The following is a 14,809-nucleotide window of genomic DNA, read 5'->3' on the forward strand; positions in this document are numbered from 1 at the left end:
CCGCTCAAGGATATGAGGACCCATGCAGAATAACGCTTCCTCTTCCGGCCGTGGCCGCCGGGGGCGGCTGTCCGGCGAATCGAGCCGTTCCGGCGCCGCGCGGGCTACTTCCCCGCGGTCCGGCCGCCCGGCCGTGTCCCCGTCCCGTCCGTCCGTTCGTCCGCCGGCGCTCCCCACCCCGGAGGCGCTGGCAGCCCTTGTGCGGCAGGCCGGCCTGCCCGTGCCGGCGCCGGCCCTTGCGCCCCTGGGGCAGTACCTGACCATGCTCTGCCGCTGGAATGCGGCCATGAACCTGGTGGGCGCCCGGAACTGGCGCGAGGCGCTGGTGGACCTGGCCGGCGACAGTTTTTATCTGGCCCGCTTCCTTGACGGGCTGCCCCTGCCGGCCGCCCCCCTGTGCTGGGACCTGGGCGCGGGCGCCGGTCTGCCCGGCATTCCCCTGCGCATGGTCTTTCGCCGGGGCAGCTACTGGCTGGTGGAGGTGCGGGAAAAGCGCGCCCTTTTTCTCTCGCAGGCGGTGGCTGCCCTGGAGCTGCCGCAGACGCAGGTCTATCGCGGGCGGGCGCAGGACTTCTTTGAGCAGCAGTCCCGCCGGGCAGACCTCATTCTCAGCCGGGCCTTCATGCCCTGGCAGGAGCTGCTGCCCCTGCTGGAACCGCAGCTGGCGCCGGACGGACTGGTGATCATTCTGGCCCGGCAGGAGGCGCCCGCGCTGCCCCCCGGCTGGGAACGCCTGGCCTGCGAGGCATACGAGGTCCGGCGTCTGGCGCGGTCTGCCGGAGCCGCGGCGCCTGTGCGGCGCTGGTTCTGGGCCGTGCGCCGCACGCATTCCCCCATTACACATGACCCCATGCACAGGGAGAACAGATCATGAACAGTCCTGCCGACCATTCCCCGGTCCCCGGTGCGGCCGATCCGCTGGCCGCCGGCGTCACGGCTTCCGAGGGGGTGCGGGCACAGCTGAGCCGTCAGCGTTCCCGCTTCTGGCTGCGCGGACTGATCTGGGCGCTGGTCACGGTGGGGCTGGCCTTCGTGCTGCGCCTCACGGAATGGCCCTGCTGGCAGAATCCCGAATACCGCCTGGGCAGCGAATGGCTGCTGGCCACGCACGATGCCTACCACTGGGTGGCCGGGGCCGAGGGCTTTGGCCTGGCCGTGGGGCATCCCATGGCCGAGATGCTCAAGGGCATGGCCGGCCTGCTGGGAACCTATCCGGCGGCGGTGGCTTTCTGGTTTCCCATGCTGCTGTCCACGCTGGTGGCGCTCATTGTCTTTTTCTGGGTCTGGGCGCTGGGCAGCATGGAGGCAGGCATGGCGGCCGGCCTGCTTACGACGCTGGCCCCCGGCTTTCTGGCCCGGACCCTGCTGGGCTATTATGATACGGACCTGGTGACCCTGTTCTTTCCCCTGCTCATGACCCTGGCGCCGGCCTGCTGGGCCATGCGCTATATGCTGCTGCCGCGGGTGCTGCTGCGGCGCCTGCTGCATCCCTTGTCCGCGCCCGTGGACCGTCTGGGCTATCCGCTGCGCAAGCGCTGGATGATTCTGCTGGGTCTGTCCGGGCTGGTGTCCTGGTGGTCGCTGGAATGGCACTCTGTCTTTCTGTATCTTGTGCGCTACAATGTGGGCCTGCTGGCCTTCATGAGTCTGGTCATGGCCCCGCGCGGGCGGCGCTGTCTGCTGCTGCTGGGGGCGCTGGCCTATGCCCTGCCGGCCCTGCTGGGCCTGCCCGGGCTGCTGGGCAGCGCGCTGGTGCTGGTGGTAGGCATGGGGCGTACCCCCTGGGCGCTGCGTCTGCGCAGCCTGCTTACCAGCCCCTGGGTGCTGCTTGTGCTCTGGTGCGGCGTGGGCGCGCTCATGCTTGGCGGCGGCATTCTGGAAACCCTGATCCGTCATTTCGGCGCCTACACCAAGCGGGCGGGGGATGCTGCCGCCACCGCGGAAGGCACGGTGCTTGTCTATCCCTCGGTGGCGCAGTCCATCACCGAAGTGCAGGACCTGGGCCTCATGGCCGTGCTCTCCTACTTTCATCCGTGGATGGAGGCGTCCCTGCTGGGGCTGCTGGGCTTCTGCTGGGTGCTGGTGCGCCGGCCGGGGGCGCTCTTTCTGCTGCCGCTGGCGGCCCTGGGACTGCTCAGCACCAAGATGGGCGGGCGCATGGTCATGTTCGGTGCGCCCATTGTGGCCGTGGGGCTGACGCTGCCGCTGTACTGGATATTGCAGCGCATCCTGCGTGACAGCCTGCGGGGCGCCGTGGCCGGGCTGGTGACGTCCGCCGTGCTCATCGGTCTGCTGGTGGCGCCGTTTGCCGACATTATTCAGGCCATGTCCCAGGGCCCCATGATCAACCGGCGTCATGCCGATGCCCTGACCCGCGTCCGGGACGTGACGCCGCCGGACAGCAAGCTCTGGCTCTGGTGGGACTGGGGCTATGCCGCCCATCACTTTGCCCGGCGTCATACCATTGCCGACGGCGCCCAGCATGCGGGGCCGTGGCTGTATCTGCCCGCGGCCGTCTTTGCCACCGACAATCCCCGCTTTGCCCGCCAGCTCATCCGGTACACGGCGCTCAGCGGCGGCGAGCCGGATGACGTGTTTCGCGGTCTGAATGGCGATGCCGCGCAGGCGCTCATGGATCGCCTGCGCTCGCCGGAAACGGCGCTGGTGGAAGCCCGCGGCAAGCAGTATGTGGTGGTGAGCTTTGAAATGCTGCGCCTGGGCTTCTGGATAAGCAATTTCGGCCGCTGGAACTTCCGGACCAGGGAAGGCGAGGGCGGGGCCATGTCCATCGTGACCAGGGCCATGGCCTACAATCTCCGGGAAGGCGCCGTGCAGCTGGAAGGCAGCCCGGAACCGGTGCGTGTGGCCACCATCACGGTGTTTGACGAAACCGGCGTGACGCATCGGGATTACGTACAGGAATGGGTGGATCAGCACCCCAAGGCAAGCCCGGAAGAGCGCGAGGCCTTCATGGCCTCGCGGCGCAACGTGCATTGCCTGTTCAACCGGGTCACCGGGGAAAAGCTGGTGCTGGACAATGGCCTGTACAATTCCCTCATGGTGCAGCTGCTCATGTCCAGCCCCGGCGATTCGCGTTTTTCGCCATATTTCAAGCTGGTCTACGACAACGTTTTTGCCCGTATCTACGAAGTGCTGTAAGCCTGCTCCGGACCCGGGGCAGCCGCCTGTGCGCCGCGCGCCGGTCCGGCCGGCCCTGGGGTGCGGGTGCCGGCCGCTGCTCTGCGCAGGGCATGGCCGCCAGCCGGCCGGCTGCCTCATGGGTCATGTCCTGGCAGAGGTGCAGCACCGTGGCGATTTCCTCCGGGCTGATGGCCGGATAATGGATGCCGGCGCAGACGCAGACAGCGCTGCGGCTGGCGGCTGCCAGCTGGCGGGCCATGTCCTGCGCCAGGGCATCTTCCCGATGGCCGGGGCGGGACAGCAGGGCAAGACGGGGCGGCGCGTCGTTTTCGGGCAGGGCCAGGGCCACGGCGCCGATGTGCGCCTGGCCGCCGCTCAGGCAGGCAAGCCAGTCCTGCCCCTGCCTTTGCAGGGCAAGACAGAGGAACAGGCGCCCACGACGGCGCAGCAGGCGGAAAAAGGGTATATCAGGCACGGGCGGTCCCCCTGGCTGGTCAGCAAACGGGCAGCACAGGCAGTGCAAGCTGCCTCACCTGCTGTATAACGCATTTCGTCCGCTTGCTCCAGTCCGGGAGGCCAGCTATCGTCATGGCAGACCGGATATGGCTGGACAGACGATATCCCTGCGGCAGCGCAGGGCTGCGGCGGCAGAGCAGAGGGCCTGCCGCACGCGGGCACTGACAGTGCGGAACCATCCCCATGAGGAGAACATATGGCTCTTGACCCCACACAGTTTCAGGACTGGGAAATTGCCCAGGATGCCGAAAAGCGCATGAAGCCCATCGCCGCCGTGGCGGAGGAGCTGGGCCTGCTGCCGCAGGAGATTCTGCCCTACGGGCACTACATGGCCAAGATCGAGCAGCACGAGGTTTTGCGCCGTCTGCACGACAAGCCCGACGGCAAATATGTGGACGTGACGGCCATCACGCCCACGCCCCTGGGCGAAGGCAAGTCCACCACCACCATCGGCCTTGTGCAGGGCCTGGCCCGGCGCGGGCAGCGTGCCTCGGCGGCCATCAGGCAGCCGTCCGGCGGTCCCACCATGGGCATGAAGGGGTCTGCCGCCGGCGGCGGGCTGGCCCAGTGCATTCCGCTCACGCCTTATTCGCTCAATTTCACGGGCGATATCCATGCCGTTACGGCGGCGCACAATCTGGCCATGACCGCCCTGACTGCCCGCATGCAGCATGAACGCAACTATGACGACGCCAAGCTGGCCCGCCTGTCCGGCATGCGCCGGCTGAACATCGACCCCACCCGCGTGGGCACAGGCTGGGCCATGGATTTCTGTTGTCAGGCCCTGCGCAATATCATTATCGGCATCGAGGGCAATGGGCGCAACAATGACGGCTTCATGATGCGTTCCCGTTTTGACATCACGGCCGCTTCCGAGGTCATGTCCATTCTGAGCATGGCCCGCGACCTGCCCGACCTGCGCGCCCGGCTGGCCCGGATGGTGCTGGCCCTGGACCGCGACGGCAATCCCGTGACCACGGCCGATCTGGAAGTGGCCGGCGCCATGACCGCCTGGCTGCTGGAAGCCGCCAAGCCCAATCTTATCCAGACCATCGAGGGGCAGCCGGTGCTGGTGCATGCCGGCCCCTTTGCCAATATTGCCCTGGGGCAGAGTTCGGTCATCGCGGACCGGGTGGCCCTCAAGCTCAGTGATATTCATGTGACGGAATCCGGCTTCGGCGCCGACATGGGCTATGAAAAGTTCTGGAACGTCAAGTGCCGGGTCAGCGGCCTCCGGCCCGATGCGGCGGTTATCGTGGCCACGGTGCGTGCACTCAAGAATCATGGCGGCGCCCCCCAGCCCATGCCCGGCCGCCCGCTGCCCGAAGCCTACGTGCGCGAAGACGTGGGCATGGTGGAGGCCGGCTGCGCCAACCTGCTGCACCATATCGGCATTGTGCGTCGTTCCGGCGTGCCGCCCGTGGTCTGCATCAACGCCTTTGCCTCGGATACGCCGGCGGAAATTGCCGCCATCCGGCATGCCTGCGAGGAGGCCGGCGCCCGTGTGGCCGTTTCCCGGCACTGGGCGCAGGGGGGCGAAGGCGCGCTGGAGCTGGCCGATGCCGTGCTGGATGCCTGTGAGGAAACGTCGCAGTTCACGCCGCTCTATGACTGGTCGCTGCCCTTTGCCGAGCGTATCCGCGCCATTGCCCGTCAGGTGTACGGCGCGGACGACGTGCAGTTCTCTGCCCTGGCCAGGCAGCGCCTTGCCGCCCTGCAGGAACGCCCCGATGCCGACGAGCTGGGCATCTGCATGGTCAAGACGCAATATTCGCTCAGTGACGATCCTGCCCTCAAGGGAGCGCCCAGAGGCTGGGAACTCAAGGTGCGCGACGTGCTGTTCTATGGCGGTGCGGGCCTGGTGGTGCCCGTGGCCGGCGATATCAGCCTCATGCCCGGTACCGGTTCCCGTCCGGCCTTCCGCAATGTGGATGTGGACCTGGAAAGCGGCCAGGTGACAGGGCTGTTCTAGACAGCCGCCCGGCAGCACGACCGCGGCTTTTTTGGGGGGATTCCCGGCGCCTGTGTGCGCAACGGGGTCCCCCCTTCTTTTTCCCCGGTCTGCCCGTGCCCCTTCCCCTGTCACGATATGCAGCGAGGGGCGGGCACATGTGGCTTCGTTGCCGGGAATTCGTTCTACGTCATCTGTGCCCCGGCGCTGAATACGGGGGCGGGAGCAGCCGGCGGGCGGTCCCCCGGAAGGTATGGATGCTCCTCTGGGGAACGCACGCCGGGGCAGGGGGCGCGTCCTTCCTGACGGTACGCTGCGCACGTATTCATGATGCCGGCACGCTTCCGTGCGGGGGCAGTGTTCGCATAACGGTCCACCGGTGTGGCCGTTTTTTGTCTGCCCCTGCCCTGTGGCGGCCCCGCAGCCGTCCTACCTGCTGGAGGGCGTAGTTTGGCGGAAAGGCTCTCGTCGAACAGGCGCAGCGCAGGGGATGAGGACACAAAAAAAGGCCCCTGCCGGAGCAGGGGCCTTGCAGACGAGTGCGGGAATGCGGACTAGTACATGCCGCCCATGCCGCCCATGCCGTCCATGCCGGGCATGGCCGGGGCGTCCTTCTTGGGTTCGGGCTTGTCGCTGATGGCGCATTCGGTGGTGAGCAGCAGGGACGCCACGGAAGCGGCGTTCTGCAGCGCGGTACGGGTCACCTTCTTGGGATCGATGACGCCGGCCTTCAGCAGGTCTTCGTATTCGCCGGTGGCGGCGTTGAAGCCGAAGCCGTCCTTGCCCTGACGCACCTTTTCCACAATGATGGAGCCTTCAAAGCCGGCATTGTGGGCAATCTGGCGCAGCGGGGCTTCAATGGCGCGGCGGATGATGTTCACGCCGGCCAGTTCGTCGTCGTCAGCGGGCTTGATGGTGTCAAGCACCTTGGACACGCGGATGAGGGCCGTGCCGCCGCCAGGAACAATGCCTTCTTCCACAGCAGCGCGGGTAGCGTTGAGGGCGTCTTCCACGCGGTCCTTCTTTTCCTTCATTTCCACTTCGGTGGCAGCGCCCACATGCACCACGGCAACGCCGCCCACCAGCTTGGCCAGGCGTTCCTGGAGCTTTTCGCGGTCGTAGTCGGAAGTGGCTTCTTCCACCTGGGCGCGGATCTGCTTCACGCGGGCGGTGATGTCGGCCTTCTTGCCGGCGCCGTCAACGATGGTGGTGTTTTCCTTGTCGATGACCACGCGCTTGGCGGTGCCCAGGTCGGTGAGGGCCATGCTTTCCAGCTTGGTGCCGGTGTCATCGGAAGCCACCAGGCCGCCGGTGAGGATGGCGATATCCTGCAGCATGGCCTTGCGGCGATCACCAAAGCCGGGAGCCTTGACGGCCACCACCTGCAGGGCGCCACGCAGCTTGTTCACCACCAGGGTAGCCAGCGCTTCGCCTTCCACATCTTCGGCGATGATGAGCAGAGGACGGTTCACCTTGGCCACCTGTTCCAGAACAGGCAGCATGTCCTTCATATTGGAAATCTTCTTTTCAGAGCAGAGGATGAAGGGATTGTCCATCTCGCACTGCATCTTTTCGGCATTGGTGGCAAAGTAGGGGGAGAGGTAGCCACGGTCAAAGCGCATGCCTTCCACCACGTCCATGGTGGTTTCCAGGCCCTTGGCTTCTTCAACGGTAATCACGCCTTCCTTGCCCACCTTGGCCATGGCTTCGGCAATGATGTTGCCGATGGTGGCATCGGAGTTGGCGGAAATGGTGCCGATCTGGGCAATTTCCTTCTGATCGCGGGTGGGCTTGGCCAGATTGGCCAGTTCGCCGATGAGGGCTTCCACAGCCTTGTCCACGCCACGCTTGATGGCCATGGGATTGCGGCCGGCAGCCACGAGCTTCACGCCTTCATGATAGATGGCCTGGGCCAGGATGGTGGCGGTGGTGGTGCCATCGCCGGCGGCGTCGGAAGTCTTGGAGGCCACTTCCTTCACCAGCTGGGCGCCCATGTTCTCGAACTTGTCTTCCAGCTCGATTTCCTTGGCAACGGTCACACCGTCCTTGGTGATGACGGGAGCGCCAAAGGCCTTTTCGATGGCCACGTTACGGCCCTTGGGGCCGAGGGTCACCTTAACGGCATTGGCGAGCTTGTCCACGCCACGGGCCAGTTTTTCGCGAGCTTTGACGTCGAAGAGAACTTCTTTAGCAGCCATGATATTGTCTCCTTAAGGAAATGATCGGGTTATGCAGGAAGAATTAGTCGAGAATGGCGAGGATGTCGTCTTCGCGCATCACGAGGTGTTCAACACCGTCCAGCTTCACTTCGGTGCCGGCATACTTGTTGAACAGCACGGTGTCGCCAACCTTCACGGACATTTCGATGCGGTTGCCGTTTTCCACCTTGCCGGGACCCACGGCGATCACTTCACCCTTGGAGGGCTTTTCCTTGGCGGTATCGGGAATGAAAAGGCCGCCGGCGGTCTTTTCTTCGGATTCGACGCGCTTGACCAGTACACGGTCATGGAGAGGTTTCAGGTTCATGGTATTCCTCCAAAAGAATTTTTATCTTGAGTGCAGCCGCTGGCTGCTCGAGTGTCGGATCGGGGTGTGGGTGATGTCCATATCCCCCGCATCGGCATAGAGATAAGACACCCTGCGAAATTGAAAAGAGGTAAATGGAAAAATTTTTTTCTTCGGCGGGAATTTTTATTTTTTTATCATAAATATCAATATGTTATAAATAATGCGAAAAGGTGTCGCTTGGTCATGTGTCCAGCGGGGACAGGCGGGAAGCTCCGGTCCACGCCGGAAAAAGGACTGTCGCGGCAGGATGTTGGCAACATGGGGCGCACGGGCTGCCCGCCCCGGCGAGGGCGCGCCCTCGTTCGCCTGGCGGCAGGACGAGGGCCTTTTCCTTTCTGGAAAAGGCGGCACCCTCCATCCCCGTTTGCTGCTTGTGCGGCGGCAGGCGCAGCCTCCCCGTGATCAACTCATCGGCCCGGCACTCCTCCGCCCGCGTGGCGGCACGATGCCGGCGGCGGGCACGGCGTCTGGAGCGAAGGCGTACCTTCCCCGTCCGTGCGGCGGCAGAAAAAACGGGCGCACCAAGGTCACGCACCGGGAATGCAGCGCCCCTGCCGGCAGGCAAACGGGGCCGGGGAATGGGACAGGATAGCGCACGAGGGCGGCGAGGGGGCGCATGTTTCCGGCAGCCCGCAGGGCCGGGCAGGGACATGCCGCAGGCATAGAAGAAAAAAAGGGAGGAAGCTGCCCTTTCCGGCAGACCGGCCGCACCGGTCTGTCATGAAAGGCGCTTTCCTCCCTTGTCGTGCGTATGGCGGGAGCGGGGTCTAGAAGCCGCAGATCTTTTCGGGGGGCAGGATGATGAAGCCGTTGTCCTTCAGCAGGTCAATGGCCATGTCCACCTTGTCAAAGCGGAAGATCATGATGGCGCGGTCACAGTCATGCCGCAGGAAGGCATACATGTATTCCACGTTGATGTCATGCTGGGACACCAGTTGCAGCACGCTGTCCAGGCCGCCGGGACGGTCGGGCACCTCCACCGCCACCACCGAGGTGCGGCCGAGGGTAAAGCCCTTTTCCTTCAGCACGTTCTTGGCATGCTCCGGATTGCAGACAATGAGGCGCAGGATGCCGAAGTCAGACGTATCCGCCAGGGAAAGGGCGCGAATATTGACATTGGCTTCCGCCAGGGTGCGGGTTACTTCGGCCAGACGGCCGGCGCGATTTTCGAGAAAGACGGATATCTGTTCAGCCTTCATCTCTGGGGTCCTCCTGCTTAGGCTTTGCGGGAATCATCCTCGGAAGAGGAAGCCTGCTGCTTGTCCTTGCCGGGGGTGATGTCGATTTCGTCAGGCTCCGAGGAGGCTCGTTTGAAATTGCGGATGGCGCGCCCCAGTCCACCGCCGATTTCCGGCAGTTTCTTGGCGCCGAACAACAGCAGGACGATGACAAGAATGATGAGTATTTCCTGGGTGCCGATACCGAACATGAAAGGAGCCTCCCTTGAATTGTGGCCTGTGGCCGAATGGCTTTAGCATACGGAGCCGCTCCCGCAAGGTCAAGCGGGAACAGAGTTACCAGCTTCTTGTGACACAATCCGTGCGCTGACGCAATACGGTGTGCGTAACACTATGTAAAATCAACGCCGCCGGCTGCCCATGGCCCGCTGCACGCGGGTGGGAGACGCGGGATACTTGAAGCCTGTTTCGAGCAGGCGGTAGGCCATGCGGTCACGAGCCACGCGGCTGCTGCCCCCCAGCACCACCACCATGAGCTTCACGCCCTTCCGCTCGGCCGTCACGATGATATTGTAGCCGCTGGCGGCGGTGAAGCCCGTTTTCAGGCCGTTGACGCCCAGCACCTTGCCCAGCAGGCGGTTGGTATTGCGCATGGTCCGTCCGCCATAGGTAAAGTAGCGGGTACCGTGGTAGCGGCTGGAGGACGGATGCGTGCGCAGATAGGACAGGGCCAGGCGCATCATGTCCCTGGCGGTGGTTTTCTGACCGGCGGCGGGCAGGCCGTTGGGATTCTTGAAAACGGTGCGCGTCAGCCGCAGGGCGCGGGCCTTGCGGTTCATCATCTGCACAAAGCGCCGGGTGCTGTTGCCCGACAGAGCATGGGCCACGGCCAGGGCCGCATCATTGCCCGAGGCCACCATCATGCCCATGAGCAAATTGGACAGGCTCACGCGCTGATTGGCGCGCAGCTGCATGCGCGATCCGCCGGCCCGGGATGCCTCGCGGGTGACGCGGACAGGCTGTTGCAGGGATATGCGCCCGTCCCGGACGGCATCAAGCGCCAGATACATGGTCATGAGCTTGGTCAGGGAGGCGGGGGGAATGCTCAGATTGCCATTGCGCTCGTACAGGATTTTTCCGGTCTTCATGTTGACCAGAATGGCGGCCCGCACACCGGCACAGGCCTGGCCAGCCGGTACCAGCAGCAGGGCCAGTACCAGAAGCAGCAGGGCCGCCAGGCGGCATGCGGACCATCCGCCAGCAGCGGAGCGACGAAGAGAAGATACGGTCATGCCTGTCATACGTAAAACCGGTGGGCTTCTTCCAGGGCCTGCTTGGCAAAGGCCAGCAGCACCGGCCCCATGACAAGGCCCACGGGGCCAAAGCTGGTCAGGCCGCACAGAATGGCCAGCACCAGCACAAAAAACGGCGCCTTGATGCCCTGGCGCAGAAAGAGCGGGCGCAGCACATTGTCCACGCCGGCCACGGCCAGGGTTCCCCACAGGGCCAGCCCCACGGCGGCCATGGTCTTGCCCGTGAACCAGAGCGAAATGCACAGCGGCAGCCAGACCAGCGCCGTGCCCACAAAGGGAATGGGCGCCACCACGGCGGCCAGCAGCCCCCAGAAGGCGGGCTGGTTGATGCCCGCCACGGCAAAGCCGATGCCGCAGAGCACGCCCTGGACCATGGCCACAAGGATGATGCCCAGCATGATGCCGCGCAGGGCACGGCGAAAGGCCGAAACAAAGCGGTAGAGCATGGCCAGGGGCATTTGCAGCACGCGGGAGGTGATGAGCGCCACACGGCGCCCGTACAGGGCAAAGATGATCGTGAGGATGACAAAGAGCACCAGACACCACAGGGCGTTCATGGTGCCGCCCAGCACGTCGAAACCGCGGTTGATGAGCAGGCCCATGGAGTCGCTCAGGGTCTTGTTGATGTTCTGGACGGTTTCCCGATACGTGGATTCCAGGCCGGGATAGGCGGAGAGCTTGGCCTCAAGGGCGCGAAAGCGCTCCACCCAGTCGGCGGGCATCTGAAAATTGTTTTCCCGCAGCTCGCGCAGGCGGACAAGACCGCCTGCCACCTGGGGGGAAACCAGCAGCACCAGGGTGGCGATGGGCACGGTGACGGCGGAAATAACCAGCAGCACGTAGGCGGCCAGGGGGGATCGTTCATTGATGCGCAGGCGCAGGTGGCGCACCAGACCCGGGGGATGCTGCAGCAGCTTGCGGCGCCGGCGGAAGGCCGCATGCACAAAGCGCCGGTAAATGGGCAGGCTGAGGCAGGCAAAGCAGGCCGCCAGAAAGAGGGTGGTGGGATTGCCGCGCAGCAGCAGCACGCCCGCCAGAATGGCCAGCAAATAAAGAATGCGGGGAAAGAGCGTTTGTATCATGATGTGTTGATGGGGTGTAGGGACAGCCCACGATAGCAGAGCACAGGGGCGCTGCCAAGTCCCGGCATGCGTCCGACCTGATGGCGCCTTTTCGTGCCGGCAGCGTCCGACGGACGGTTGCTTTCCGCGCGGGGCTGCCCTAGCATGGATTCATGGACACGACTATCATACCCACGTTACTGGCTGGGGATTTGGCCGTGCGCTGCACCGTGCTGCTGCTGACTTCTGACCCGCAGGCATCCCGTGAAGAATGGGAGCAGGCGTTCGGAGGCGCGGCGGTGCAGCTCTGCAAGGATACGGCGGCGCTCAATGCGGCCATGCGTGCCGCCGCCACCCATTACTGTCTTGTCTGGAGCGATGCCCTGCAACCGCCGGAGGGTCTGCTGCCCCAGCTGGTCAGCCGTCTGGAGGCTGACCCCGCCTGCCTGGGCATAAGTCCGCTCTGGCGGTATGCGGGGGCAAACGGCCGGGACCATGTGAGCATGGCCGGTCTGGCCGTGGATGGCGGCGGCTGCCTGCGTGTGCCGCACGAGGGCCTGCCCGCGGCGGAGGCCAGCCATGCGGACCTGCTGCGCTGCCGGCTGCTGCCGGGGCAAAGTCTGCTGCTGCGGCGTGACGCCGTGCTGGCGCAGGGCGGTTTTGCCGAACAGCTGGACACGCTGGCCGGGCCGGACCTGTGCCTGCGCCTGGCCGGTGCCTATGGTGCCGGCGCCTTCTTTGCCGTGACCCCGCGGGCGCAGGCCCGCCTGCGGGACATCTTTCTGCCGCTGCGCATCACGGAGCAGTGGAACAGCCTGGCGGAGGCCGGGCGTCTGCCGGAGGCCCCGCGGCCCGATATGGCGGACATGTGCGGCGATGTCTGCGCGGTCAATGCCTGGCTCATGCAGGGGCATGCCGACCTGGTGATGGCCGCGCCCCTGCCGGAAAATGCCGCGTGGGAAGAGGCCTACCTTGCCTGGCGCGCCACGGGAGATGCCGGCCGTCTGGCGCCGCTGCTGGCGGCCATGCCCGCTGACGAGGCCCACACGCTGCGCCGGCTGTGCCGGCAGTTCTCCTCCTGCCTGCCCCATGCGCTGGAATGGTATGTGGCCCGGCAGGCCGACCTTGTGCGCTGCGCCGGCCGCAGCGGGCAGGACGGCATGCAGGCTGCCCTGGCGGACTGGGATGCGGCGGCCTTCCGGCAGCAGCTGCTGCTGCCCGCCATGCACGCCCTGCACATGGCCGACGTGTACGAGTGTTCGCTGGCCCAGTGTGCCGGCCTGTACCCTGCCTGGCGCGAGCTGAAGGACGGTCCGCGCCGTGCCCCGCAGGCGGCCCCGTCGCAGGTGGGCCGTCCTGCGCCGTGCCCGGAAGACGCGGCATGCCCGCCCGTGGCCGTGCTGCTGCCGGTGCGCCATGCCGGCCTGCAGGAGCTGCGGGCCAGTGTGGATTCGCTGCTGGCCCAGCAGCATGCCTGCTGGCAGCTCTGCCTTGTGGATGACGGCGCTTCCGAGGCCACGGCGGCCTGGCTGCGGCAGCTGCCCCACGAGGACAGCCGCATTGCCTGCCGGAAATCTTCGAGCAGCGGGCTGGCCGCGGCCCTGCGCACGGCCCTGGACATGAGCCGGGCGCCCTGGCTCCTGGTGCTGAACGAGGGAGACAGCCTTGCGCCTGACGCGCTGTCCGCCATGGCCCGCGTTGTGGCCGGGCAGCCGGAGCTGCGCCTTGTGTATGCCGACGAGGACCAGGTGGACGGGCGCGGGCTTGCCCGCGACCCCTGGTTCAAAACCGGTTTTGACCGTGACCTGCTGGAAGGGGGCGATGTGCTGGGCCGGCCCGTGCTCATGGCCCGCGAGAGTGTGCTGGCCTGCGGGGGCATTGCCCGGGACGGCGTGGACGGGGCAGAAGCCTACGACCTGCTGCTGCGGCTGACAGACAGTCTGGAAGACCGGCAGGTGACTCAGCTGCCGCTGGTGCTCTATCACCGGCGGGCTGACGGCCCCTGCGCCCGCGGGCATGAGCGGGGTGAGGCCGCAGCGGTCCGGGCACTGGAGGCCCATGGCGTGCGCACCGGGCGCACGGCCGAAATATGCCCGCTGGGCCGGGGAGTGTTCCGGCTGGCGCTGCCTGTGCCGGCATCGCCGCCTGCTGTCAGCGTGGTGGTGCTGGCTCGTCCCGGTGTGGAGCCTTCTTCCCGGCTGGTGGAAGCGCTGGAGGGTCTTGGACGGCAGTGGCCCTGTGACGTGCTCTGGCAGCCGGTGGAGCAGTCTCCTGAAGCCGTGCTTCCCGCGCCTGTTGCCGGCTGGCGGGCGCTGCCGCCGGCCACAAGCTGGGCAGGGGGCTGCAATGCCGCGGCGGAGGCCGCTGCCGGCGAGCTGCTCTTTTTCCTGGATGCGGCGCTGCTGCCCCTGCCGGGCTGCCGGCCGGAACAGCTGCTGCTCCAGGCCCTGCGCCCCGGCATGGGCGTGGTGGGCGGCACGGTGTACCGCGGGGGGAGTGTCTGGAATGCGGGGCTTGTGCCCGGCGCCGGCGGACTGCCCTTTGCCTGGCTGCGCGGTACGGCGCGGAGTGACCTTGCCCGGGCGGGGCGGGGCCTGCTGCGCATCAGCCGGCCGGCCATTGCCGCGCCCATGGAATGCCTGGTGGTGCGCCGGGACCTGTTCCGCGACCGCAATGGCTTCAATGTGAACTTCGGCAGCCTGGCCGGGGCGGATTTCTGCCTTGGGGCAGCCCGTCGCCGGCTGAAGACCCTTATGTGCGCCTGGGGCCAGTGGGAACTGACAGGGGACCATCTGGAAGATGCCCTGGCCGTGGCGGTGCAGGTGGCCATTCAGGAAGGCTCCGGCACCCAGTGCGGCACCCTGCGTGCGGCAGAGTCGCGCGAGAACTATATTGCCTATCAGCAGATATTGCAGCGCTTCAAGGATCGCTGGGGGGACGACATCCGGCGCAGTCCGCTGCGTAATCCGCAGCTGGGCGCCTCGTTTGACAACGACTGGCGGACTCCCCTGTAACAGGGGAAAGGCTGCTGCGACTTCCGGGGTCTGGGGCGGTTCCGCAGGGGGCCGCCCCGTTTTTTTG

Annotated in this window: 11 protein-coding genes; 4 read left to right on the forward strand and 7 right to left on the reverse strand. The window is 65.9% G+C overall.

Annotated elements, in window-relative coordinates:
* Positions 1–22 precede the first annotated feature (22 nt).
* On the forward strand, positions 23–874 hold the full coding sequence (locus Q0J57_RS09725; RefSeq protein WP_297219715.1) for an RsmG family class I SAM-dependent methyltransferase: 852 nt from the start codon (positions 23–25) through the stop codon (positions 872–874).
* Positions 871–3,159, forward strand: coding sequence for an STT3 domain-containing protein (locus Q0J57_RS09730; protein WP_297219717.1), 2,289 nt, complete (start codon positions 871–873; stop codon positions 3,157–3,159). The genes Q0J57_RS09725 and Q0J57_RS09730 overlap by 4 nt, the downstream gene beginning before the upstream one ends.
* Here the strand turns inward: Q0J57_RS09730 and Q0J57_RS09735 are convergent.
* On the reverse strand, positions 3,110–3,616 hold the full coding sequence (locus Q0J57_RS09735; protein ID WP_297219719.1) for a hypothetical protein: 507 nt from the start codon (positions 3,614–3,616) through the stop codon (positions 3,110–3,112). The two genes, Q0J57_RS09730 and Q0J57_RS09735, sit on opposite strands and share 50 nt — an antisense overlap.
* A gap of 237 nt (positions 3,617–3,853) precedes the next feature.
* On the opposite strand from Q0J57_RS09735, the gene Q0J57_RS09740 reads away from it, so the two are divergent.
* The gene (locus tag Q0J57_RS09740) at positions 3,854–5,629 is read left to right on the forward strand and encodes a formate--tetrahydrofolate ligase (protein WP_297219721.1); all 1,776 of its coding nucleotides are present in this window, start codon (positions 3,854–3,856) and stop codon (positions 5,627–5,629) included.
* Positions 5,630–6,162: 533 nt separating this feature from the next.
* On the opposite strand, the gene groL is transcribed toward Q0J57_RS09740, so the two are convergent.
* The 6 genes from groL to Q0J57_RS09770 form a co-directional block, all read right to left on the reverse strand.
* The gene (gene groL / locus Q0J57_RS09745; protein WP_297219723.1) at positions 6,163–7,806 is read right to left on the reverse strand and encodes a chaperonin GroEL; all 1,644 of its coding nucleotides are present in this window, start codon (positions 7,804–7,806) and stop codon (positions 6,163–6,165) included.
* A gap of 43 nt (positions 7,807–7,849) precedes the next feature.
* Entirely contained in the window at positions 7,850–8,134 is a 285-nt protein-coding gene (groES, locus tag Q0J57_RS09750; RefSeq protein WP_297219725.1) for a co-chaperone GroES, read from the reverse strand.
* Between the two features lie 809 nt (positions 8,135–8,943).
* Positions 8,944–9,375, reverse strand: a complete 432-nt coding sequence (locus Q0J57_RS09755) for an ACT domain-containing protein (protein ID WP_297219727.1) — start codon at positions 9,373–9,375, stop codon at positions 8,944–8,946.
* Between the two features lie 17 nt (positions 9,376–9,392).
* On the reverse strand, positions 9,393–9,605 hold the full coding sequence (locus Q0J57_RS09760; RefSeq protein WP_297219729.1) for a twin-arginine translocase TatA/TatE family subunit: 213 nt from the start codon (positions 9,603–9,605) through the stop codon (positions 9,393–9,395).
* A gap of 150 nt (positions 9,606–9,755) precedes the next feature.
* Positions 9,756–10,646 carry a D-alanyl-D-alanine carboxypeptidase family protein gene (locus tag Q0J57_RS09765; protein ID WP_297219731.1) on the reverse strand — a complete coding sequence of 297 codons (891 nt, stop codon included), beginning with the start codon at positions 10,644–10,646 and terminating at the stop codon, positions 9,756–9,758.
* Between the two features lie 5 nt (positions 10,647–10,651).
* Entirely contained in the window at positions 10,652–11,749 is a 1,098-nt protein-coding gene (locus Q0J57_RS09770) for an AI-2E family transporter (protein ID WP_297219733.1), read from the reverse strand.
* Positions 11,750–11,901: 152 nt separating this feature from the next.
* On the opposite strand from Q0J57_RS09770, the gene Q0J57_RS09775 reads away from it, so the two are divergent.
* A complete protein-coding gene (locus Q0J57_RS09775; protein ID WP_297219735.1) occupies positions 11,902–14,742 on the forward strand; it encodes a glycosyltransferase in 2,841 nt (946 codons plus the stop codon).
* Positions 14,743–14,809: the final 67 nt, after the last annotated feature.

The sequence above is a fragment of the uncultured Desulfovibrio sp. genome (assembly GCF_944324505.1).
Taxonomy (GTDB): domain Bacteria; phylum Desulfobacterota; class Desulfovibrionia; order Desulfovibrionales; family Desulfovibrionaceae; genus Desulfovibrio.

Excerpts from the sequence above, each read along its gene's own strand:
- Q0J57_RS09725 (WP_297219715.1), top strand. The coding sequence starts at position 23 with ATGCAGAATAACGCTTCCTCTTCCGGCCGTGGCCGCCGGGGGCGGCTG.
- Q0J57_RS09730 (WP_297219717.1), top strand. The coding sequence starts at position 871 with ATGAACAGTCCTGCCGACCATTCCCCGGTCCCCGGTGCGGCCGATCCG.
- Q0J57_RS09740 (WP_297219721.1), top strand. The coding sequence starts at position 3,854 with ATGGCTCTTGACCCCACACAGTTTCAGGACTGGGAAATTGCCCAGGAT.
- groL (WP_297219723.1), bottom strand. The coding sequence starts at position 7,806 with ATGGCTGCTAAAGAAGTTCTCTTCGACGTCAAAGCTCGCGAAAAACTG.
- groES (WP_297219725.1), bottom strand. The coding sequence starts at position 8,134 with ATGAACCTGAAACCTCTCCATGACCGTGTACTGGTCAAGCGCGTCGAA.
- Q0J57_RS09755 (WP_297219727.1), bottom strand. The coding sequence starts at position 9,375 with ATGAAGGCTGAACAGATATCCGTCTTTCTCGAAAATCGCGCCGGCCGT.
- Q0J57_RS09760 (WP_297219729.1), bottom strand. The coding sequence starts at position 9,605 with ATGTTCGGTATCGGCACCCAGGAAATACTCATCATTCTTGTCATCGTC.
- Q0J57_RS09765 (WP_297219731.1), bottom strand. The coding sequence starts at position 10,646 with ATGACCGTATCTTCTCTTCGTCGCTCCGCTGCTGGCGGATGGTCCGCA.
- Q0J57_RS09770 (WP_297219733.1), bottom strand. The coding sequence starts at position 11,749 with ATGATACAAACGCTCTTTCCCCGCATTCTTTATTTGCTGGCCATTCTG.
- Q0J57_RS09775 (WP_297219735.1), top strand. The coding sequence starts at position 11,902 with ATGGACACGACTATCATACCCACGTTACTGGCTGGGGATTTGGCCGTG.